The sequence below is a fragment of the Mucilaginibacter sp. P1_D10 genome, assembly GCF_056406215.1.
Genome location: NZ_JBFUAP010000001.1, coordinates 439780 through 462353 on the forward strand (window position 1 = coordinate 439780; position 22574 = coordinate 462353).

The following is a 22574-nucleotide window of genomic DNA, read 5'->3' on the forward strand; positions in this document are numbered from 1 at the left end:
CATATCAGCATAACAATTGCGCTTAAATGCCGCCGCGCCTAAACTTTTGAATTAAATTATCCGTTACTTTATATTCAAGAAAGGGTAAAACATGCGCGGTTACGGATTTTCGAAGTTCACGCCCAACCAAATCCCCAAAGGCGGGTTTGAAGAATTACTGAAGTTATTTTTAGAATTGCTTAACTACACCGCCGGTGATGCCGGCGAAGCTTTGGCTTGGCTTAATGAGCTCGACAAGCAATACAACCTCACCAACGATGAGTATGGCATGGGCGATTTTATCGACGAGTTGAAGCAAAAAGGCTATCTGAATGAGGACAACCAGAACGGCGAGTTCAAGATCACAGCCAAAACGGAGCAAAGCATACGTCAATCTGCCCTGGAAGAAATCTTCGGCAAGCTGAAAAAATCGGGCAAGGGTAACCACCGCTCGCCGCAAAGCGGGCAGGGCGACGAAAAGAACGCCGAACGCCGCGAATTTGAATTCGGCGACAGCCTGGACCAGATAGACATGACGCAATCTATCCAGAATGCGCAGGTGAACCATGGCATCGGCAACGATTTTATGATGACGGAGCGCGACCTGGAAGTGGAGGAAATGGATTACAAAACCCTCACCTCTACCGTGCTGATGATCGATATTTCGCACTCGATGATCCTTTACGGCGAGGACCGTATAACCCCTGCCAAAAAGGTGGCGATGGCCCTGGCTGAGCTTATCCGCACCAAATATCCTAAAGACACTTTAGACATCGTGGTATTCGGCAATGATGCCTGGCCCATTACTTTGCAGGATTTGCCTTACTTACAAGTTGGCCCTTACCATACCAACACCCACGCAGGCCTGGAGTTGGCCACCGATATGCTCCGCCGCCGTAAAACGCACAACAAGCAAATATTTATGATAACCGATGGCAAGCCCACCTGCTTAAAGGAGGGCACCAAGTATTATAAGAACAGCATCGGGCTGGACAGGAAGGTGGTTAACAAAACCCTGAACATGGCGGCGCAATGCAAAAGGCTAAAGATCCCTATCACCACGTTTATGATAGCGAAGGACCCCTACCTGCAGCAGTTCGTACGCAAATTTACCGAAACCAACGGCGGCAAGGCCTTTTACAGCTCGCTGAATAATCTTGGCGAATACATTTTTGAGGACTACGCGAAGAACAGAAGGAAGAATGTGAGGTAAGCTCGAGAGGCAAGAGACAAGAATCAAGAGACAAGAAATCACACCCATCGGTGAAATCATTTTAATCAAATGTAATCGGTGACAATAAAATCAAAAAGAATCGGTGTTATCGGTGAAATCAAAAAGTAATCGGTGAAATTACAAAACGAAGAATGAGTAAAAAAGATATAACAACACTTGGACAGCTAAAGCAATCGGGCTACGTGAGCCGGTCGGTTAAGGATGAATTGCGGGCTAACCTGATTACCCAGCTGCAAAATAAAGAAGGCGGTTTTGAAGGCATTGTAGGTTTTGAGGATACGGTTATCCCCGATTTGCAGACGGCCATCCTTTCGCGCCACAACATATTGTTGCTTGGTTTGCGCGGGCAGGCAAAAACGCGCATCGCGCGACTACTGGTGAACCTGTTGGATGAGTACGTGCCGTATATAGCAGGCTCCGAATTGTTCGACGACCCGTTGGCGCCTATCAGTTGGTACGGCCATAATGTGATTGAAGAGAAAGGCGATGATACCCCTATAGCCTGGGTACACCGCAGCGAACGCTATACTGAAAAGCTAGCCACGCCCGATGTTACCGTTGCCGATTTGATTGGCGATGTGGACCCCATCAAAGCCGCTACTATGAAGCTGACTTACTCGGATGAGCGCGTTATCCACTTCGGTTTGATACCCCGCGCGCACCGCGGCATCTTCGTGATAAACGAATTGCCCGATTTGCAGGCTCGCATCCAAGTATCGCTGTTCAATATTTTGCAGGAGCGGGACATACAGATACGTGGCTTTAAGCTGCGCCTGCCGCTAGATCTGCAATTTGTATTCACGGCCAACCCCGAGGATTACACCAACCGTGGTTCCATTGTTACGCCGTTGAAAGACCGTATAGAGAGCCAGATACTTACCCATTACCCGCGCACGGTAGAAATATCGCGCAAGATAACCCAGCAGGAAGCCATGCTTACCAAAGAGCAGCGCAGTAATGTGGAGGCTGATGGGCTGGTGAAAGATTTGGTAGAGCAAATAGCTTTTGAAGCCCGCGCATCAGAATACATCGATAAGAAATCGGGGGTATCTGCGCGTTTAACTATATCGGCTTACGAGAACCTCATCAGCAACGCCGAGCGCCGGATGATTATCAATGGCGAAAAATCGACCTTCGTGAGGATATCCGATTTCCTGGGCGTTATCCCGGCAATAACGGGTAAGATAGAACTGGTTTACGAGGGCGAGCTGGAAGGCCCGGGCAAAGTGGCCAATATCCTTATCGGCAAGGCCATCAAAACGTTGCTGCTGCAGTTCTTCCCCGATCCGGAGAAGACCAAGAAAGCAAAGGCACCAAACCCTTACGCCGAAATTATCAACTGGTTTGGCGATGGTAACAGCATTGCCTTAGTGGATGGCCTGCCCGCACAGGAATACAAAAAACTGCTGAACGCTGTGCCTGGCTTGAAGGATATCGTGAAGAAATTCCACCCGGGCCTTAGCGAGAACCAATCATTACTTTTACAAGAATTTATTCTGCATGGCCTGGCCGAGTTTTCGCAGCTAAACAAAGGATTTTTAGATAATGGCTTTGCTTTCTCGGATATGTTCAATAGCTTGTTTAACTTGCAGCCCGACGACGATTTGGATATCGACGATGACCGCTACTAACCCGACTGTTTACCAGCTTTAAATTAATGCAGGGCCCGATTATTACCATTCTGATTATCATCGTTCTTTTAGCCATCGACTATTACATCTTGCGGGGGCTGCAAACGGCGTTCAAGAAAACAAAATTTATCCACAAGAGGTGGTTTAACCGTTTCTACTGGGGCTCGTCGATATTTTTGGTTACGGCACTGTTCTCTGCTATTTACGTACAGATGGGCGGGGTTGGCTTGCGGGGTGCCTTACTCTTCCTGTTCTTCATCACCTTTATCTTCAAGATATTTTACGTGCTGTTTATTTTGGTTGACGATGTACGCAGGTTTGTGGTCTACCTCATTCGCCAAAACAAAAGACAGGATACCACTACCGCCTCCCCTGATACTGCCACTGCTACCGTTACTGCCACTAACGAAGCCGCTGCAACTGCTACCGCTCCTGCAACTGCTACTGCCACACCCGAAGAGCCCACATTCAAATCCATCCCACGTTCGGAGTTTCTGATGAAAGCGGGTCTGCTTGCGGGCGCTATACCCTTGTATGGCATCAAGCACAATATGAGCAAGGGGCTGTACGATTACCAGCTGCAAAACGTAGATCTTTACCTGCCCAACCTGCCCAAAGCTTTCGATGGCATGCGCATAGGGCAGATATCAGACATACACTCGGGTAGCTTCCATAGCAAATGGCAAATGAAAGCCGGGGTAGAAATGCTGCTGAAACAAAAAGCCGATGTGATATTCTTTACCGGCGATTTGGTGAACAGCCAAACCTGGGAGGTTAAGCACTACATAGACGTGTTTAACAAAGTACGTGCGCCGCTGGGCGTGTATTCCATTTTGGGTAATCACGATTATGGCGACTACGGCCAATGGCCAAGCCCTGCCGATAAAGTCAAAAATAACGCCGATATGATAGCCGCCCACAAAGAACTGGGCTGGGATTTACTGGTTGATGTAAACCGCCGCCTTAAAATAGGCAACGAAGAAATCGGTATTCTGGGGATAGGCAACTGGGGCGAGATGAGCCGCTTCCCAAAATACGGACATATGGAAAAAGCCGTTGTCAACACCGACGATTTACCGGTAAAACTGCTGCTCTCGCACGATCCTTCGCATTGGCGGGCTGAGGTAATACCCAAGTATCCGCAGATAGATGCCATGTTCAGCGGGCATACCCACGGCATGCAGTTTGGTGTGCGCACGCCCGATTTCCAGTGGAGCCCGATAGAATATGTGTACACCGAATGGGCCGGCCTGTACCGCGAAGCGCATCAGCAGATCTACGTAAACGTGGGTTATGGCTTTTTAGGCTACCCCGGCCGGATTGGAATATTGCCGGAGATTACTATTTTTACATTAAAAGTCGGGGCCGATCCATCTTTAAAAGCCTAAGAACTACCCCAGGGCCTGGCCTCAATGGTTGCCAATGAAAAACATTGCCCGTTCTGTATTCGATTTCTTACTGTTCAGTAACCTGTTCATGTCGCTTTGTGCGGTGGCGCAGGCGATGGTAACCTTCCACTTGATTGGTTCAAAACCTATACCGGCTGTGGCCTGGCTGTTGTTTACCTCCACATTGGGCATCTACAATTTCAGCATACTGCTTACCAAACCCGCTAAACCCGAGGCTTCTCCCTACCGCCGCGTACGCTGGTTTTTTGCGCATTACCGGCTGATGGTGACTTTCACCATCGTATCGTTGCTGTCGCTTATCCCTTTGTTCTTCTTGTTATCGATGGAAGCCAGGATATTGCTGGTATTCCTTTCCATCCTGTCGTTTTGCTACAGCATCCCGCTTTTTACTATAGGCGAGCATAAGTTCGGCTTACGCAATATCCCCGGGCTAAAGCCCATCCTCATTACATTGGTGTGGGCGTTGAGCTGCGTTTTATTGCCGATTTTGGAAGCCGAAAACCTGCACCTTGCCGATGTGTCCCTGCGTGATACGATGATTCTTATTGCCAAACGGTCGTTGTTTATCGGTGCGCTTACGGTACCATTCGATATCCGCGATTTGTTTCACGACAGGCAATCGGGCCTTAAAACTATCCCTGTTGCCTGGGGCGAACGGAACGCCTACCTGTTTTGCCAGGTATTGCTTGCCGGCTATGTGGTGCTGCTGTTCATGTTCCGTAACAACGGCTTCAGTATTGATTTCTTTGCGCTCACCATTACAGCCATCCTCATGGGCTGGCTCATCTTCCGTTCTAAATGGGAGCGCAACGAGTACTACTATTTCTTTTACCTGGATGGTGTGTTGGTGCTGCAGTATGTGATGCTGGTGGCGTTTAATTTGGCGTTTGCTAATTAAATATTTTGTTATCTCGACGAACCGGAAGCGTGGGGCAGTGAAAGAGGGCGAGGAGAAAGCTTCTGCGTGCAACCGGTATAAACCCATGTCTACGAACAGAAGGGAGGGCCGTGACAGGGTAATGGCCCATGAATTAACAGGCCGATGAATCACCAAACGTTCCTATGGAACGTAATCGGGTTTTGGCGTTTTTCTACCGACCAAACATCCCGAAGGGATGAGGAAAGCAATTTCGTTCCATAGGAACGTGTGGTTGGTAGAAATAAAAAATGTCGGTTTGCTTACGTTCCATAGGAACGTTTGGTGATTCTGTCTGTGATGGGCTATTGCTCGTGAAAGGGGGCGGGGCGGAGAGAAACTATCTCTTGAGCGATAGCGAAAAATCTTATACGGGACCCGAAAAAACAAGGGGCAAGCCTCTCGACTTACCCCTCTCTCTCAAAAGTATAACCAATTAACTGTGAAGCACAGGCTCTTTATTCCACGGGCTTGGTTGGCCGGGTTGCCGTTAGCGGCGTTATTTTCTTGAACATTTTGGCACCATCGCCGGTAAGGCGCAGGTAGTAATCTGAAGAGCAGGGGGTGCCATCCTCGTCGAGCGATTGAAAGCCGGAGCCTGTTGGTACAAATGCCTGGCTTTCGGCTGTTTTGGCTATCTGGTTACCCTCGTTGTATTCATCAAACATCGATATGTAGATGCCTTGTGCACCAAGGCGCGTCATGTTGTAAAACTGGCGCCACATAAAGTCGCCGTGCGCGCGCTGGCGGGCCGATAGGTCGCCGGGTAATACGCAGGGCTGGTAATCTATACCGTTGGCGTTGCAATAACCCTGGTCGGCCCGGTTGATGTTTGAATAGAAACCGTCGGACTGGTTGGCGTTGCCAATCCTTCCCACCATCCATGGTGACAGCATATCGAATTGCTTATAAGCACTCAGGAACAATGGACGCGAATCGCTTTCCTGCTTTAACCAGTTGGTTGGCACGCCGCCAATTACATAACAGCCTTTGCTTTGAAACCATTTGATTACATCGATACATTGCGCAGCTGAGAAAGCGTGGTTGCTATCGTTAAAGCCGAAACCCCATATACATACCACGGGTTTGCCGTTCTGCTTGGCATACATAGGCGAGGCCGTTAAGGCCGACATCTTGTTGGTCCAATCTGTTTTCAGGTCGGTTTGCATACTGTTCCAGCCGCTTACATCGTACATGATGTAAAACTTAACGCCATTTGCTTCGGCGGCAATCCTGGTTTTGGCGGCCATGGCATCGCGTACGGGGCCTTCCAAACCGCTTGGGTTAAAACGCTGCAGTGCCGCGCCATCAATGCCATAATCCTTCATCCATTTAAACTGCGTATTGATGGTTTGATCGCTAAACGACGAGAACAGCGTAGCCGGCTGCCCATTGCCCAAATTGCCAAACTTGGTAGGGAAGGTGCTGGTATAGTCGCGCACATCGGGCCAGGCCGAAATAGCCTTATTGGTTGTTGAAGGCTGCTCTTCCCAGGTGTTGCTCCAGTGCCAATAACGGTTGATGGGCGAGCCGTCGCCAATGGCGGCGAACCAGCCCTGGTAACCAACGATTACCTTGCCCACCACGTCGCCCGGAGGCGATGGGGTAATATCTGCCTTGGTGGTGTCCTTAGGCGGGGTTGGCGTAGGATCGGGCTTGCTGCCTTTAGAGCAGCTGCTTACGGCGGCTATAAGGCCGGCCAGTATCAGGGTATTGAATGTGCTTTTTCTCATGGTTGCTTATTTATATTTTGGTTGATGATTTGGCTAATTGGTGTATTGCTAAAGCGCGGGCAGGCTAGTTAACCTGGTTATGGTGATGTTGCGGTAGTATGCCTCGGCGCCTTCTGATTGTATCTGTATTTTACCTTTCGAATAGCCGCTTTCAGGCCCTTCATTTGGCGATAAGCGCGAGTTTTGTAATACCAAAACCACATGCCCATTAACCACATGGATGCTTTTATCGCCATAGCAATACAGCTCCAGGGTGTTCCACTCGCCGTTTGGCTTTTCGTAATTACCGCTGTGCAAACAGGTGCTTGCAGGCGTACGGTTAGACGTGAATTGCACCGGCGGACCGGCAGGGTCATAAACCCACTCCTTTTTAGCAGGATTTGGTTTTATGCTTGCGTTGATATCCATGCCCACGCCCGCCAGCGAGTAGTAATCGCCCATATCGCCTTCCTGCACCTGGAATTCGTGCCCGCGCATCCAAACATTCCAAAACTGGCCGTGCGGCCCGATGGCGTGGTAAATAATGCCGTTGTCGCGTTTATCTTTCAAACGGGGTTCGTATTTTTGCTCTCCCCATTTAAATTCTACCTTAAGGTGATAGTTTTCAAACTCTTGCTTAGTGCTTAGGCCGCCGTACATCTGCCCGCTAATGTGCAATACCGGCTGCCCGTCTATCATTTCTACCGTGAATACGTGCAGCGGGTCTTTATTCAAGCCTATCGGCGTGCCGTTCATGCCATCGCCCTTGGGGTAGCCGTCTAAAGCAACGCTGGTGTGCGGTACGCCTAAAAAGGTATCCCAGTATTTTAAGTCGGCTGTTAAAAGTGCCGTTGGCTTGCCCGATAATTTCTGCGCAATCACCTGCGTGGCAATCACCTGCGAAACAATTACAAAAAGGGTTATATAGCGTTTCATGATTGCTTTCCGGTTATTTTTTTGCGCCCGTAAGGTTGGTTTGTATCACCTTGCGGATGCTGCCATCGGCATTATAGTATAGTTTGTTTACACAGATGGAGCGCAGCCAATCGTTGCCCGATAGCGAGCTATTGTGATAAAAGGCATACCACTGGCCTTTGAATTCCACAATGGAGCCATGGTTGGTAAAGCTATCCGTAGGGTCGATGTAGATGCCGCGATAGGTCCATGGGCCAAGGGGGCTGTTGCTGGTGGCGTAACGCAGGCGGTTATGCTTGCCGGCCTCGTTGAAGTTGTCGGCGTAGGAGAGGTAATAAACCCCATCCTTTTTATGCACCCAACTGGCCTCGTGGAAATCGTTGAGGCCCTGCATGGTTTTCATTTCGCCATCTATCTCCATCATGTTATCCTTCAGCTTGCCGCCTTTGCAGATGTTGCCGCCGCCGTAGTAGAAGTAGGCCTGTCCGTCGTCGTCTACAAACACGCAAGGGTCTATCAACGATTCGAGGCCTTTGATGTAGCCCTGCGATTTAAAATCCTTTGCGGGGCTTTTGCTGGTGGCTACGCCTATTTTCCAGGTTGTGTTCCACTCGTCGCCGCTGGGGTGCGGGTAGTAAAAGTAGTAAGTGCCGTTTTTATAGGCTGCATCAGGTGCCCACATAAAGCCGCCATCTTTACGGCCCCATTCTGCATCCGTAGCGCGGAATATCTCGCCTTCATCTCGCCAGGTAAGCATATCAGCGGTGGAGTACACATGGTACTGGTCCATCAGATCGCAGCCGCGGGGCGGGGCGATATCATGAGAGGGGTACACGTATAACCGACCGTCGGCCCATACGTGTGCGGATGGGTCGGCAGTGAAAATATCGGTAACGAAGGGGTTTTTGAGGCCATCTCCCTTAGGATCCTCTACCACCACCGGCGCTATGGGTTTATTATCTGTTCCGCCTTTTTTAGAGCAGGCACCTAAGGCAAGGGCCGCCAAAAGCAGGGCGTTGATGAGTTTCTTGTTCATTTTTATTTTTTTTGGCTGTAGCGTCTTAATTTTTATCCCTCACAGCGTAATAGCCTATCATTAGGCAAAATCACCAAACGTTCCGATGGAACGTAAAAGCCCTTTTTTATTCCTGCTACCAACCAGACGTTCCTATGGAACGCAATTGCTTTCCTCATCCCATCGGGATGTTTGGTTGGTAGAAAACACAATAACCCGACGACGTTCCATCGGAACGTTTGGTTCCGTTCCCGCGGGGTCTCTTTGAAAAAGGACCCTGCGGCACGAGGACATTCCCGCTCAGCATATCCGCCTGGCATATCCGCTCTGCAAGCTGCCGCAGGGTCCTTTTTCAAAGAGACCCTGCGGAGACTCATTCATGGTTTTTTAGTTGACCTTAATATCAGCTATAACTTTTTTATAAGGGCTGGGCACTACTTTTTGTATGGTGCCATCGGCATTGTAGTAAAGCTTGTCTACGCATATCGAACGCAGCCAATCCTCGCCCGAGATTGCGCTGTTGTGGTAAAACGAATACCATTGCCCTTTGAATTTTACGATAGAGCCGTGGTTGGTGTAGCTATCGGTTGGGTCCATGTAAATGCCTTGATACGCCCAGGGGCCTAGCGGGCTTTTGCTGGTGGCATAGCGCATTTGATTGTGCTTGCCATCTACATCATGATTATCTGAGTAGGAGAGGTAATACACCCCATCTTTCTTATGCACCCAGGTTGCCTCGTGGAAATCTTCCAGGCCTTCCATTTTGCGCATCTCGCCATCTATTTCCATCATATTAGCTTTCAGCTTGCCGCCTTTGCTGGTGCCGCCGCCACCGTAATAGAAGTAAGCCTGCCCGTCGTCGTCAACAAAAACGCAGGGGTCTATCAACGATTCGAGGCCTTTGATGTAGCCCTGCGATTTAAAGGGGCCAATCGGGCTTTTGCTGGTGGCCACGCCTATTTTCCAGGTAGCGTTCCATTCGGTGCCGCTAGGGTGGGGGAAGTAGAAGTAATAAATGCCGTTTTTGTAAGCAGCATCCGGCGCCCACATAAAGCCGCCTTCCTTGCGGCCCCAGTCTACATCGCTGGCGCGAAGGACTTCGCCATGGTCTTTCCAATGCACCATATCGTCGGTAGAATATACGTGGTACTGATCCATCAGGTCGCAGCCGCGTGCGGGGAAAATATCGTGCGATGGATAAACATACAGGCGGCCATCTTTCCATACATGGGCCGATGGATCTGCGGTGTACATATCGGTTGCGAAAGGGTTGCCCACGGCCGCCGCGGTTTCTTGCTGGGCCAAGCAATTTACGGTAGATATGATGCCGAAGCATGCGGCAAGGGCGGCTGCTTTAAGCCACTTGCCTTTTTGCGGCGATGCTTTTAATAGGATAGGAGTAGTCATGATACTATGGTTTATTAAAAAGCAGGGGGAGGGTTGCTCTCCCCTGCTTTTGTTTAAAAGGATTAGTATTAAGGTTTGGGTAAGGTTATCTTTTCTCTTCGAAACGCAGATCGTCTATCCCCGTAACCAGGTCGGCGTGGTCTTTTGTTTTGGTGAAGAAGAATATGCGGAAGTGGTCGATAGCCTTATAATCGGCACCGCCATCGCCCGTTTTGTTCGATTTATCGAAATCGAGCGATATCTCGTTCCAACCGTTCTTTAAGCTGGGGATCAAAGGCGCTACATCCCATGCCGATTCGTGATCGTCTGATTTACCCGAGCTGGTAATCTCTATCGAGCCATCTTCTTTCAGCAAGGAAACATCGGAGATGTACCACCAGAATTTGAACCTGCCGCTCGATTCGGTAAAGGTGGTGTTGATTGGCGTTGCCTGTTGTTTGATGAACTGCATAAAATCGTCGCCGTTTTTGATGGTGTTCTTCAGGTAACCGGTGCCTTCTTTCTTGCCCGAAGTTTCGAAGAAAGGCGTACCAACGGTTTCCCAGCCCGCAGGCTCGTCGGCATGGTCGAAAGAAACTGCCGGTGCAGGCGGTGCTATGCGGAAGCGCAGGTCATCTACGCCAGAAACCAGCTCTGCGTGGTCTTTGCCATCTGTAAAGAAGAATATACGGAATTGTTTCAGGCTGGCGGGGTTAAAGTCGCCGCCGGCCTTATCGGCCTTGTTAAAGTTAAGCAGGATTTCGTTCCAGCCCGATTTTAGGGTTGGTTTTAAAGCGGCAATAGACCAGCCGTACTCTTCGTGATCAAAATCGCCAACGCTGTTAATTTCTATCTGGCCATCGGCTTTAAGTAAAGACGGGTCTGATAAATACCACCAAAACATAAACTGGCCGTTTGTTGCCGTTAATTTGGTATCGAACGCGGCAGCAGGTTTGTAGATAAACTGCATAAAATCGTCGCCGTTTTTGATGCTGTTCTTCAGGTAACCGGTACCTTCTTTTTGGCCAGTGGTTTCGATAACCGGGTCGCCAACGGTTTGCCAGCCGTCCTTAGCATCTACAGCTGTATATTGTAGTAATGAAGGGTCTACCGGTACTACAGGCGGCGGTGGTGGCGGCGGCGGCGGCACCACACCCGAGGTATCCCTTGATGTAAACTTCTCTTTTTGGCAGCCTGTTACCCCAAGCCCCATAACAAAGATGGCGCATGCCATCGTAGTTTTTATTAGTTTCATTTCCTTTAAGTTTTAAAGTTTAAAAATTGGTTAAGGCCGGCCTGTTGTTATGCAGGCATGCCTGTTGTTCTTTTACTTAGCGCTGCTACCTCGCCGGCTTAGCGCCGGTGTACGTACCCTCGCCATGGAACCATTTTGCTCCCTGCCCGGTTAACCACAGGTAATAATCAGAGGCAAGCTCGTTCTCTATGCCTACGAATTTTAACCCCGTGCTGCCGTTAAGCGGCACATCGGCTTCCCTGGCTGCCTTAAAAATGGCGGTGCCTTCGTCTATCTCATCAAACATGGCTACGTACAAGGATTTTGCCCCGGTGTTTTTTGCCCCGGCTATCTGCTGCCATAAAAAATCGCCTTTTAAGCGCGGGATGGCGTAGTAGATACTCGGATCCTTGTGCATGTTGCCCCAGGTAAAACCGGGGAACACCAGCGGCACGTAATCTACTTTGTTGGCTTTGCACCACTGGATATCATCGTAAACGTTCTGCGCCTTGTAGCCTGCCGAATTGAAGCGGCCAACGGCCCAGGGCATCACCACATCGCATTTTTTGATGAGGGTGTGCAGCGCGGCCGATTTTTCGGTATCGTCGCCCAGGGTGCGCCAGTAATAAGGCACGCCCAGCATTGCCGAGAACTTGTTGTCGCTGCCCTTCAGCTTGCCAACCAGCTTGCTTACGTCATCAATAGTGTAGCTGCGGCCATCGTTGAAACCTACGCCCCATATGGTAAGCATAGGCCTGCCGTTGTGATACAGGTAGGTTGGGTTTTCCTTGTTGTCGGCCAGTTTAAAGGTCGTCAGCAATTCGTTCCAGTCCTGCTCCACGTAGGCAACGTCGGCGCTGCTGCATCCGCTCAGGTCGTACATTACGCTTATGGCGCGGCCGTATTTCTTGGCTGCCTTCAGTGCATTGGCCAACACTTTGTTAAAATGCCTTTTGCCTGCTGCATTGGAGGGTTTTATCTCGCCCACAAAACGTTGCATATGCACGCCATCTATACCGTAATCTTTCATCCACTTAAAGTGCAGGTCTACGCTTTCTTCGTCGTAGGGGCTGTACAGGTAAGCATCCGAGCCATCGGCAAATTTGAATGGCGATTTGTAACGTTTGGTGTACTCGGTAATATCCGGCCAGAAATCTACATTGGTATTGCCCGGGAAAAAGCCGCCGTTGCCCTGGTAATGATACCAGCCGCGGTGCGAGTCGTCGCCCTCGGCGGCAAACCAACCCTGGTAGCCGGCCATTACCAAACCTGTATAGCTCTTGTATTGCAGACCGGTAAGGTCATAAACCTTATCGGTATTGGTAACAGGTGGCGTAACCGGTCCGGTTTCATCCGGCGTGCTCTTTTTTGAGCATGCTGATACAGCAACCGCTATGGCTATTACCGAGAATATTATGCTGAACTTCTTCATCCCTTACAATATGTATTTGGCAAAAGGTTTATAAAACAGGCATGCGTTTTGGCATGCCTGTTTGCTTTTAATTATTGCGGAACGTTTATTTCTATGATGTCCGAAAAATTCGAGCTTTTGAAGCTGTCGTTCACACGAAGGCCTACCCTCGCGAAGAATTTTCGACCTGGTACCAGGTTTGGCACTTCTATCGTAATCGACTTATCCGCCGCCGTCATATCGGCCCACTCTTTATTGATGCTCTTTTTGTACACATCAGAGTAGTCCCTGATAGAAGCACCCGCGCCCACCAGCTTGGTGGTATTGATATATGGTTGCGTTTCTATAATGGTGGGCATACCTGCACCGATCGGCGCTGTGATATCATACTTTAAGGTTAAAGTGGTACCGTTTAGCGTAGCCGTGAAGTTTTTGATCACGATGTACGGCGTAACGGTAAAATCCTGCCTGGTGCCTTTGTTGATATCCACAGTAAGGGTATCATAAATTGGCCAGAACGCGCCGCCCTTGGGTATAATCTTGTACTTGCCTTTGAACAGTTTGGTATCCTTAAACGTACCATCGAATTTGCTAGGTATCTCCTGCGGCGATGGCGTAGCGCTCCAGCTGATCTGCTCCAGCCTTATTTGGGTGCTGCCCTGCGAGGTAAGCAAATTGCCCCCTTCGGATGATATGATATTGCCCTCTAAAGAGGCATCCGGCCCGTCGTAATTATCAATTTTAGTACATGCTGTGGCCGCCACTACGGTTAAGCCTAACAACATCCTACTGATCAGTTTTTTCATATCTATCAATTTTAAGCGTTAGTAATTAGGGTTATTAGGGTACAGGTTGGGGTTTTTGCCCAGCTCGCCGCCCGGGATAGGCTCATAATAGAAGCGCTTATCAAAGTTGTAGTTGCGCTGGTAAAGTTCCGGCTCGGCCAAAAAGATGTACTTGTTCTCGTTGAAAACGTAGTAAGGCATCAGGCCTTTGAAACGGGCGTTGTTCAGCACTACGTCGGCAATCCTCCACCTTTTCAGATCCCAATAGTACTGGTTCTCGAACGCAAGCTCCATGCGGCGTTCCTTGCGCACTTTCTCCAGATCGATAGAACCATAAGTTGTTGCGCCGGCCCTTGATCTGATGAGGTTGATAGAAGTCAATGCGTCGCCGGCGTTGCCCAGCTCTATGGCTGCTTCGGCGCGGTTAAGCAATACTTCGGCGTAGCGCAGGTCCATCCATGGCTGCTCGCTGCGGTTAAGGTCTACAGCGGCCTGTGCTTTGGAGTAATCTACGTATTTCCTTACGTAAAAGCCGGTACGGGTAAGCTCGTCGCCGCCTGTCCATAAGCCTGTGAAGCCGATAACCTGTTTGCCATTATAAAGGGTTTTGGTATCGCCAGATAGGATGTAGCTACGAGAATTGGTAGCTTTTGCCACCTCTGCAGCAGATGTGCCGCTGAACGATGGGTAGATACCGCGCTGCATATCGAAGGTTAAGCCACGTAGTGTAGCGCCAGGGAAATATACAGTAGCCAATAAGCGTGGCTCGAGCCCGGCCATCAGTTCGGCGCGATCGTTGAAGCGTTTTGGCGTGCCATCACCGTTGGTAATAGGCAGGTCGCCCCAAAGCGAAACCAGATCAAGCGTAGGGTAGGAGCGTGAAAGCGCGTTAGCCGTCATATACCGGGGCGACATGGTAGCGTCCCAGCTGTGCGCGGTGTTGGTAGCGATAGAGTATTGCTTTACGAAGATAGCCTCGGGGCTGTCGCTGGTTTTCAGGAACAGGTCGATGTAGTTTTGAACTTTATCTGGGTTTTTGTTGTAAAGCGAGTAATGCCCTTCTAATAGCTTGGCTGCCTCGAAAGCTTTGGTGAAGTAACCGTTTGCCTTGCCTGCATCTATGCCTACATAACCGCCTGAGCGTGCTGCGCCATCAACAAAGTTTACCGAGCCGTATTTGGCTATCGTAGCCGCATAAAGCATGGCACGTGATTTTAAGGCAGCAGCAACATATTTGTTTGCGCGGCCGGCAACGCTGGTTTCGGCCATCATCTGGTAGCCTAAATCAAGCTCGGCACCAATGAAATCCCAAACTTGTTCTTCCGTGTTGCGGTGTACCTGTAATTCTTCCAGCGGTGCGCCGGGGTCTTGCGGCTCGGTGATGATAGGTACGCCACCGTAGCGTTTGGCCAGGCCGAAGTAGTAGTAAGCCCTTAAAAAGTGGCCTTCGCCGATGATTTGGTCTACACGGGTTTGGGTAAGTTCGCCGGCATGATCGGGGATTTCTTTCAGCAGAGTGTTTACCTTGCGGATATCGCCGTATGGCCAGTAGCCGAAGCCGCCGCCAATGTCGAAACCACCGAATGGCCCAACTTCTTCGCCGGTTACCGAAGCGGAATTGTAAAAGTTCTCCCAATCGTTGCCGCCTGTGCGGAAACCACCATCGGGGCGGTATTTAAAATCTTCGATAGGCAGGCCACTGTAGATGCTGGCCAAGGCTGAACTCACACCCGCTTCGCTGCCGAAAATAACATCAGAGCCCACGATGTTGGTGGGCGGTATATCTAACTTTTGGCATGAGGTTACTGACACCCCCGCGCAGATAGCTACCGCTGTGATTATTTTATGTATAATTTTCATATGTCAAATAATTTAAAAAGAGATGTTTGCGCCCAGGTTAAATGTTCTGTTCATTGGGTAGGTGTACCCGCCTAAGGCTACGCCGAAATCTTCGCCCGGCCTTGGTCCCTGGTGCTCAGGGTCGTAGTTTTTAAGGCCGGTAAAGGTGAACAGGTTGTAGCTGTTTGCATAAACCCTCAGCCTTTTCACACCTACGCGTTTCAAAAGGTTTGTTGGCAGGGTGTAACCCAGCTCAAGCGATTTTACACGCAGGTAACTGGCATTCTGTATCGCCTTGGTGCCTTTTGCATCAGGCGAACCCATTGCAGGGTAAAAACCGGATACCCAAACGGTGTTAGGGTCGTAAATGTTGGCTGTTGGGTCGGCAGTGTGCCAGCTATCCAGGAAACGGGTAAGCGCGCTGCGGTTGTACATCAGCGGAGATGCAAATTGTTCGCCATATTGCACGTATATGCCACTGGCACCTTGCAAAAGAACATTGATATCGAAACTTTTGTAGTTTACGCCAATGTTTAGGCCGTAGTTATAAAGCGGGATATCCTGTGTAGCTATTGGGTGATCATCTTTGCCATCTATCTGGCCATCTTCGTTCCAGTCCTGGTAATAGTAATCGCCGGGGACTACGCCGTTGTTGCCACCGCCGGTGTTTACAGGGTAGTTGTAAATTTGATCGTAGTTGGTGAACTGGCCTTCGTAAGTAGGGCCCCACCATATATTGGTGTACCGGTTTGCCTGGTTGTTTTTCCAGTTTTCGTAAGCATTGCCAAAGTTGCCCTGTAAAATGGTGCGACGCTGGCCGCGGGTGGCGCTCACGTTAGCGGCAAGGTTCAATCCTACCTGGCCAAATTTTTGGTGGTAAGCAATGTTGAAATCTAAACCCTGTACCCTATCGCTGTTAAAGTTTATTTGTGGTACATCGGCACCTACGGTACCAGGCAGGGCGGTAGCAGGGGTAGCCTCTAAGCCGGTACGGTCGCTGCGGAATACTTCGAAGCTGCCATCAACAGAACCTCCGAACAAGGTAAAGTCTACCGCGATGTTCTTTTTGGTGTTTACAGCCCAGCTTAGACCGGCGTTGCCCAATTTTTGTGTAGCGCCGTTAACCGCGCCACTGCCAAATATATAAGAGCCTACCGGGTAGTTGTACCCGTTAACATAGTTGAAAGGGTTACCGCGCTCATCACCGGTTTGGCCCCATGATGCTCTTAACTTTAAGCTCGTAATTATGTTTTCTGATACCAGTTGGCGAAAGAACGGGTCTTTGGTAACAACCCAACCCAGTGATACGCCAGGGAAAAATCCCCACTGATCTGGCCCAGGCTGGTATTTGTTAGAACCATCACGACGGAAGATGAATTCGGCCAGGTACTTTCCTTTGTAATCGTAATTAAAACGACCTATGATACTGCGGGTGCCAATATCATACAAGCCGCCGGTGTACATACCGCCTTGCTGGGCGTTGTTGGCTAAACCGCCAAAAAGGTAATCGATAGGGAGCTCGGTATCGCGCTGTGCGTAAAAGTCGTCACCTGTTTGGTGGCTTTGTTCGTAAACTAAGGCAGCCGATACGTTATGATCTGTAAAAAATGTGTTTACATAGTTTAATGATAATTGGCTTTGCGTGTTTTGCCTGGTGTAGTACTCGCGGTGTATTTGCGATGGGCTCTGTGCTATGGTTGGTATGTAGCTGTCGTTATCGGCTTTGTAGGTATAAAGCGTGTACGAACGGCGGATGATGTTATTGTCATCGTTACCATAATCAAGGTTGAACAACGCTTTGGCGGATAAGCCGGGAACGCCGGGTATCTGGTACTGCAGGTTCATCTGGCCGGTAAAGTTCTTTTTCTTGAACTTGCGGAAGCCGCCCTTATCTGAATCAGTTACTACACCAGGGTTCATGTTATCGTCTATAACAGCAGGGTACAAGGGGTTATCGTTAGCGAATATCTGCTTGATAGGGATTTGGTTCCATGCATATTTGTAGATGGTCCATTGATCCTGGTAGGGTTGGTTTTTCTCGTCCATCCAGCCACTGGCAAGCACCTGGCCGGTTAGGCCTTTGGCAATATTCATGGTAACGTTTGAGCGGAAGTTGTATTTGTTATAATTAATATCGCCCGATTTAAACACGCCATCCTGTTTCTGGTAACCGAAGTTGAAAAAGTAGCTTATCTTTTCGGTGCCACCGTTGATGTTGAGGTTATGCTGTATTTGCGGCGCCCATTCTTTAAAAGCCAGGCCTATCCAGTCTGATGATTTGCGGGTGCCATCCAGGTATGGTTGAATATCGGCGTATGAATAAACCGGGGGGGCAACACTTACAAAGTTGTTATCAAAGTTGTGTTTACCTTTTTCGTTGGTGAGCAGCATAAAATCGACCGCGCCAACGCCTTCTGGCATGCCAACGAATTGTTGGTATTGCTGGTTAACCGAATAGTTAAGATCGAATTTGCCCGATTTGTTGCCTTTTTTGGTTGTAACCAAAATAACACCACCCGATGCACGGATACCGTAAATAGAGGCCGCAGCATCTTTCAGTACCGATAAGTTCTCTATCTCGTTAGGGTCCATACGGCCTAAAATTGCCTGATCGTTTCCGCTGATCACCCCGTCTATTACGATTAAAGGCGCTGTTTGAAAGCCGCGGATGTTTAAGTTGTTGGCATAACCGCCGGGCTCTGATGTGCGTTGTACAATACGTACGCCAGGTATTTTACCGCTAAGCATGTTTACAACGCTTTCGTTTTTGGTAAGTACCAGTTCTTTGCTTTTTAGGGTAGATACCGAACCGGTGATGGTTTCGCGTTTTTGTGTGGCGTAACCCACCACAACAACCTCATCGAGGTTATTGTTGCTGGTTTTTAGTGCAACCGATCCGTCTTTGAGGTCGCTTACCCGAATCTCCTGGGTGGTGTAACCTATATAAGTAAACTGTAGCACTGCACTGGTGCTGGGCACGGTGATGGTATATTTACCATTCACATCGGTAACGATACCTGTTGTGGTGCCCTTTACTTTTACACTTACCCCCGGAAGTGTGGCCCCGTCGGCAAGGTCTGTCACTTTCCCGCTAATAGTAGTTTGCTGGGCTAACAAACTAAGCGGTGAAAGGAGGAGAAGTACAATTAAGTATTTTAATTTTTTCATATTTTTCTCGTTAATGTTTAGGATTGATTGGGTTGGTTTGCCTGGCTGGGGCAATAAATTGTGCGTGCAGCAATTTACTTACGGGGGGTTAAGGTCGTAATTGTACATAGTTGTATAGTTGGTTTGATACATCGCCTGCTGCCAATGGTGGGGCTGCAAGCGCGATAATTGGTTTAATATTATGCTACAAAAGAATAGGCGTTCATTAATAAAAAATAAATAATAGATTAATTTCAGCTATAAAAAGGCCCGTTATTAGTGTTTTGAACTGATTTTTAGAACTTGGTAGCTTTTTTTTGATAAAAGGCGATGAAATAAGCAGGGCGTAAAAATGGCTGTATAAACGACAAGTAAAAAGGCCCTCAGTGGGGTGGTGACAGGTGCGGGCATAGGTTACTTAGTGTATTGAATACGCAAAGGCTGCGGGTAATGGCATGCGGACCGGACAGCAAACAGCCCCATAACTGTTTGCTGATGCAAACGGTTACGGGGCTGTATGAATTTTCTGAACCTTGATTTTGTCTGAACTCGAATTTTAGGCGAATTTGCCGAATTAACAGAATGCTTTTAATTCTGTTAATTCACTAAATATTGAGACGGTTTCTGTCGCTCGCATATTTGACTCGCCCCGGGTACGCTTCGCTGCCCGACCCTCTCTGCTCCGCAAAGAGGGTGAAGAATAAAAAATAGAAAAAATCGCGCCAATGTCTCCCCTTCTTTGCGCAGCAGAGAGGGGGCGGGGGGTGAGTCGACTCGCGACGCAGGCACTTTTCTAAATTCGTATAATCCCGGTTCAGAAGCTTTTATGCCACGATATTCACTATCCTGCCTTTTACTACGATTACCTTTTTAGGCTCTTTGCCATCCAGGTACTTTAGTACATCGGCATGGGCGCGTATGGTGGCTTCAATCTCCTCGTTGCCGAGGCTTAACGATAGCGGGATATTGGTTTTCATTTTACCGTTGATAGAGATAGGGTAGCTAAATTCATCCTCTACCAAATAGGCGGGGTTGAATTTAGGGTACGCGGCGTAGGATATGGTACCTGCCGGGTTGCCCAGCAATACCCAAAGCTCTTCGCAAATATGCGGAGCGTATGGTTCCAGCGTGATCACCAAATCTTGCAGGATGGCGCGTTTGTTACATTTCAGGTCGGTTAATTCATTTACCGCTATCATAAAACTAGACACAGAAGTATTGAACGAGAAACGTTCCACATCCTGTTCCACCTTCTGGATGATTTTGTGCAGCGATTTCAACTCGGCCTTGCTTGGCTCGGCCTGGCTTACGTTAAAGTTCCAATCGGCATCATGGAAAAGCCTCCAGAATTTACGCAGGAATTTAAACACGCCCTCAATGCCGTTGGTATTCCATGGCTTGCTTTGCTCCAGTGGACCAAGGAACATCTCATACATACGCAGTGTATCTGCGCCGTAGCGCTGGGCAAGGTCATCCGGATTCACCACGTTATAGTAGCGTTTAGACATTTTCTCTATCTCAACACCGCATACGTATTTGCCATTCTCGAGGATAAATTCGGCTTCAGCAAAATCAGGCCTCCACTCTTTAAACTTGTTTAAGTTAAGTACATCGTTTTCTACAATGTTCACGTCGACATGTATAGGCGAAGTATTGTATTGTTTAATTAAACCATGAGATACAAAGGTGTTGGTGCCTTTGCCTTCTTCGTCAATCAGGCGATACACAAAATTACTCCTCCCCTGTATCATCCCCTGGTTTATCAATTTCTTAAAAGGCTCTTCTTCGGGCGTTTTGCCGATATCCTTCAAAAACTTGTTCCAGAAACGGCTGTACAACAAGTGGCCGGTAGCATGTTCGCTGCCACCGATGTACAGGTCAACCGCTTTCCAGTATTCAATCGCTTCTTCAGATGCAAACTCTTCGTTGTTGTTGGCATCCATGTAGCGGTACCAGTACCAGCTGCTACCCGCCCAACCGGGCATGGTGGAGAGTTCGTAAGAAAAGCCTTCTTCTTGATTCTTGTCTCTTGATTCTTGATTCTTGTAGCTCCAATCCGTTGCCCTCGCCAAAGGCGGCTCTCCTGTTTCAGTCGGTAAGTATTTATCAATCTCGGGCAATATCAATGGCAACTCGCTTTCATCAATTAAGTAGGGCAGGCCATCCTTAAAGTAAACCGGTACCGGTTCGCCCCAGTAGCGTTGGCGACCAAAAATAGCATCCCGCATCCTGAAGTTCACTTTGGCTTTACCCGCGCCAATTCCTTCTAATACTTTAACAACCATATAGGTGGCATCTTTATATTCATGGCCATCTATAAAATCAGAATTAACGTATTTGCCTTCTTTTGTAGGGTCAGCTTCGACTTCTATGTTCTGCGTATCGAGTATTTGAATTATTGGTAAGCTGTAATGCTTTGCAAATAAATAGTCTCTTTGGTCTCCAGAAGGCACGGCCATAACGGCACCCGTTCCGTATCCTGCTAATACATAATCTGCAATCCAAATAGGAACTTTGACTTTCGTGATTGGATTCAATATGTAACTGCCAGTAAAAGCTCCCGATACTGTTTTAGTATCAGCCATTCGGTCCAGTTCACTTTTCTTTTTGGTTTTGGCAATATATTCTTCTATATCCTTTTTCTGCTCCGGCGTGGTCAAATCAGCAACCAATTCATGCTCGGGTGCTATCGCCATAAAAGTTACACCGAAAATGGTGTCAACCCTGGTAGTGAAAACTTCGATATAGTCGGCACTTAAGCCAGCAAGGTGAGTTGATTTATCCAATGGGAACTTCACACTCGCCCCAACGCTTTTGCCTATCCAGTTGCGCTGCATTTCCTTTAAAGGCTCGGGCCAGTCAATGGTATCTAAACCATCCAATAAACGCTGTGCGTATGCGGTGATGCGCATGCTCCACTGCATCATTTTCTTTTGCTCTACAGGGTAGCCGCCGCGCTCGCTAAAGCCGTCTTTTACCTCGTCGTTAGCCAATACTGTACCCAGGGCGGCGCACCAGTTTACGGTACTTTCGCGCAGGTAAGTGAGGCGGTATTTCAACAATTCGGCTTGCTGCTCCTGTGCGGTGAATGCTTTCCACTCGTCGGCGGTAAAGCTTAATATTTCCTCATCGCATACGGCGTTGATACCCGCGCTACCTTTACTTTCAAAATGAGCAACCAGGTCGGCAATAGCCACTGCCTTATCCGCATCTTTATTATACCAGCTGTTAAACAGCTGCATAAATATCCACTGCGTCCATTTATAATAACCGGCTTCGCTGGTGCGCACCTCGCGGCTCCAGTCGAACGAGAAGCCTATCTGGTCCAGCTGGCGGCGGTAGGTGGCAATATTTGCCTCGGTGGTCACTGCCGGGTGCTGCCCGGTTTGTATGGCGTATTGCTCGGCCGGCAGGCCGAAGCTATCGTATCCCATAGGATGCAATACGTTGAAACCTTTAAGGCGTTTGTAACGCGCAAAAATATCAGAAGCTATATAGCCCAGCGGGTGCCCAACATGAAGGCCCGCACCGCTCGGGTAAGGGAACATATCCAGCACGTAGTACTTGGGTTTGTTGGTTTTATTTTCGGCCTTAAAGGTGTGGTTATCGGCCCAAAACTGTTGCCACTTTTTCTCTATTTCCTTAAATTGATAGTCCATTTTATTAATTGCGCATGTGCGGGCACGAAAATAATAAAAATGACGGTTAGTTTGGTAGGGATTGTGGTTTATTGAGTGGTAAATGGTGAGTGGTTGAATGGGTGAGTGGTTGGAAAAGAAAGATTGGAGGGGTTGGTAGAAGTTAAAAAGGTTAGAATAGTTAAAAGGGTTAGAAAAGTTGGAAGAGCAATGTCTTCGGGGCGCGGTCTGGTTCGTTTTGAAATTCTGTTGAATTCTTAAATTCCTTAAAATTCGAGTTCAGACAAACAACTATGGCGCCCCCAGCGGGCCTGCCTGCCGGC

Annotated in this window: 14 protein-coding genes; 4 read left to right on the forward strand and 10 right to left on the reverse strand. The window is 48.7% G+C overall.

The features are described 5' to 3' along the window. Positions 1-91 precede the first annotated feature (91 nt). From AC1DYT_RS01970 to AC1DYT_RS01985, 4 genes are all read left to right on the forward strand, one after another. Positions 92-1192, forward strand: a complete 1101-nt coding sequence (locus tag AC1DYT_RS01970; RefSeq protein ID WP_477467972.1) for a vWA domain-containing protein — start codon at positions 92-94, stop codon at positions 1190-1192. A gap of 152 nt (positions 1193-1344) precedes the next feature. Continuing rightward, positions 1345-2844, forward strand: a complete 1500-nt coding sequence (locus AC1DYT_RS01975) for a sigma 54-interacting transcriptional regulator (protein ID WP_477467973.1) — start codon at positions 1345-1347, stop codon at positions 2842-2844. A gap of 26 nt (positions 2845-2870) precedes the next feature. Further along, positions 2871-4232, forward strand: coding sequence for a metallophosphoesterase (locus AC1DYT_RS01980; protein ID WP_477467974.1), 1362 nt, complete (start codon positions 2871-2873; stop codon positions 4230-4232). 34 nt (positions 4233-4266) lie between these two features. After that, positions 4267-5151, forward strand: coding sequence for a UbiA prenyltransferase family protein (locus tag AC1DYT_RS01985; RefSeq protein WP_477467975.1), 885 nt, complete (start codon positions 4267-4269; stop codon positions 5149-5151). Between the two features lie 476 nt (positions 5152-5627). Here AC1DYT_RS01985 and AC1DYT_RS01990 read toward each other — a convergent pair whose 3' ends face one another. The 10 genes from AC1DYT_RS01990 to leuS all read right to left on the reverse strand — a co-directional run bounded on the left by AC1DYT_RS01990 (position 5628) and on the right by leuS (position 22272). Further along, complete coding sequence (locus AC1DYT_RS01990) at positions 5628-6902, reverse strand: glycoside hydrolase family 99 protein (protein WP_477467976.1); 1275 nt, start codon at positions 6900-6902, stop codon at positions 5628-5630. A 48-nt stretch (positions 6903-6950) separates the two neighbouring features. Beyond that, positions 6951-7817 carry a 3-keto-disaccharide hydrolase gene (locus AC1DYT_RS01995; protein WP_477467977.1) on the reverse strand — a complete coding sequence of 289 codons (867 nt, stop codon included), beginning with the start codon at positions 7815-7817 and terminating at the stop codon, positions 6951-6953. Between the two features lie 13 nt (positions 7818-7830). Next, complete coding sequence (locus AC1DYT_RS02000) at positions 7831-8832, reverse strand: family 43 glycosylhydrolase (RefSeq protein ID WP_477467978.1); 1002 nt, start codon at positions 8830-8832, stop codon at positions 7831-7833. Between the two features lie 366 nt (positions 8833-9198). Next, positions 9199-10218, reverse strand: a complete 1020-nt coding sequence (locus tag AC1DYT_RS02005; RefSeq protein WP_477467979.1) for a family 43 glycosylhydrolase — start codon at positions 10216-10218, stop codon at positions 9199-9201. Positions 10219-10303: 85 nt separating this feature from the next. Then, positions 10304-11452 (reverse strand): hypothetical protein, encoded by a 1149-nt coding sequence (locus AC1DYT_RS02010; RefSeq protein ID WP_477467980.1) that lies wholly within the window; start codon positions 11450-11452, stop codon positions 10304-10306. 85 nt (positions 11453-11537) lie between these two features. After that, positions 11538-12863 (reverse strand): glycoside hydrolase family 99 protein, encoded by a 1326-nt coding sequence (locus AC1DYT_RS02015; RefSeq protein WP_477467981.1) that lies wholly within the window; start codon positions 12861-12863, stop codon positions 11538-11540. A 71-nt stretch (positions 12864-12934) separates the two neighbouring features. Continuing rightward, positions 12935-13648: a DUF3823 domain-containing protein gene (locus AC1DYT_RS02020; RefSeq protein WP_477460755.1), complete on the reverse strand. Its 714-nt coding sequence runs from the start codon at positions 13646-13648 to the stop codon at positions 12935-12937. Positions 13649-13666: 18 nt separating this feature from the next. Further along, a complete protein-coding gene (locus AC1DYT_RS02025; RefSeq protein ID WP_477467982.1) occupies positions 13667-15487 on the reverse strand; it encodes a RagB/SusD family nutrient uptake outer membrane protein in 1821 nt (606 codons plus the stop codon). Positions 15488-15499: 12 nt separating this feature from the next. Then, positions 15500-18634 (reverse strand): SusC/RagA family TonB-linked outer membrane protein, encoded by a 3135-nt coding sequence (locus AC1DYT_RS02030; protein ID WP_477467983.1) that lies wholly within the window; start codon positions 18632-18634, stop codon positions 15500-15502. 803 nt (positions 18635-19437) lie between these two features. After that, a complete protein-coding gene (leuS, locus tag AC1DYT_RS02035) occupies positions 19438-22272 on the reverse strand; it encodes a leucine--tRNA ligase (RefSeq protein WP_477467984.1) in 2835 nt (944 codons plus the stop codon). Positions 22273-22574: the final 302 nt, after the last annotated feature.